General features: G+C 75.1%; 2 protein-coding genes. One reads left to right on the forward strand and one right to left on the reverse strand.

Annotated features, from left to right (window positions below; translation table 11 throughout):
• The coding region (locus TR48_RS29185) for a peptidylprolyl isomerase (protein WP_439654504.1) at window positions 1-803 on the forward strand (803 nt) is incomplete at its 5' end.
• Between the two features lie 6 nt (window positions 804-809).
• Here the strand turns inward: TR48_RS29185 and TR48_RS46430 are convergent.
• Window positions 810-938, reverse strand: a complete 129-nt coding sequence (locus tag TR48_RS46430; RefSeq protein ID WP_268873607.1) for a hypothetical protein — start codon at window positions 936-938, stop codon at window positions 810-812.
• Window positions 939-1004: the final 66 nt, after the last annotated feature.

A 1004-nucleotide genomic window follows, 5' to 3' on the forward strand; every position in this document is an offset into this window, starting at 1 on the left:
AAGAACGGACACCGACGTCCCGGAAGGCCCCCTTGATGCCGCCCCTGTTCTCGCCCCCGCGCCGGACCCGTCCCGCCGCCGCACCGCACCGCCGCCGCTGGCTCCCGCTCGCCGCCGCCTCCGCGCTCGTGCTGGGCCTCGGCACCACGGCGGCGGCCGACGCCTCCGGCGGCGCGGGCAGCGAGAGCCTCGCCCCGGCCCCGCACGCGGCCACCGCCCACGCCCACGCCGCGTCCGCCGCCGACCCCTGCGGCTTCGTCGCCTCCGTCCCGGCGGACCGCTTCAAGGGCATCCCCGTCTTCGACGCGCACAAGGCAGCGCAGCCGTTCTCGGTCAAGCTCCGCACCAGTCAGGGCACGATCACCTTCCAGGCGCTGACGGCGGCGGCGCCGTGCACGACCTTCTCCTTCCGCTTCCTGGCCCAGCACGGCTTCTACGACCGGACCCACTGCCACCGCCTGACCACCCAGCGGATCTACGTCCTGCAGTGCGGTGACCCGACGGGCACGGGCAGCGGCGCGCCCGGCTACTCCTTCAACGACGAGAACCTGGCCGGCGCGACGTACCCCGCGGGAACCGTGGCCATGGCGAACGCCGGACCGAACACCAACTGCAGCCAGTTCTTCTTCGTCTGGAAGGACACCAAGCTCTCCCCCGCGTACACGCCTTTCGGGCGGGTGACCTCCGGCATGGACGTCCTGGCCAAGATCGCCGCCGGGGGCGAGGACGACCAGAACGGCCCGGGCGACGGGTTCCCGACCCTCCCGGTCGACATCCACCGCGCCCAGATCCTGCGCGGCTGAGGCAGGCTAACCAGCCGCCAGCTCCCTCAGGAGCAGGCGGAGCGCGCTCGGGACGGACGGGCGGGCGCCGACGCGCAGCAGGTCCGGTCCCTTGGCCCGGGCGGCGCGGGCGGTGAGGTCGTCGAGGCCGAGCATGGCGCGGACCATGGGGCGTGTCGCTGGCGGGGGCAGCCCCCCCCACGCCCCCCCCCCGGCGGGGGG

Origin of the sequence: Streptacidiphilus neutrinimicus, from assembly GCF_000787815.1 — a bacterium.
GTDB lineage: Bacteria > Actinomycetota > Actinomycetes > Streptomycetales > Streptomycetaceae > Streptacidiphilus > Streptacidiphilus neutrinimicus.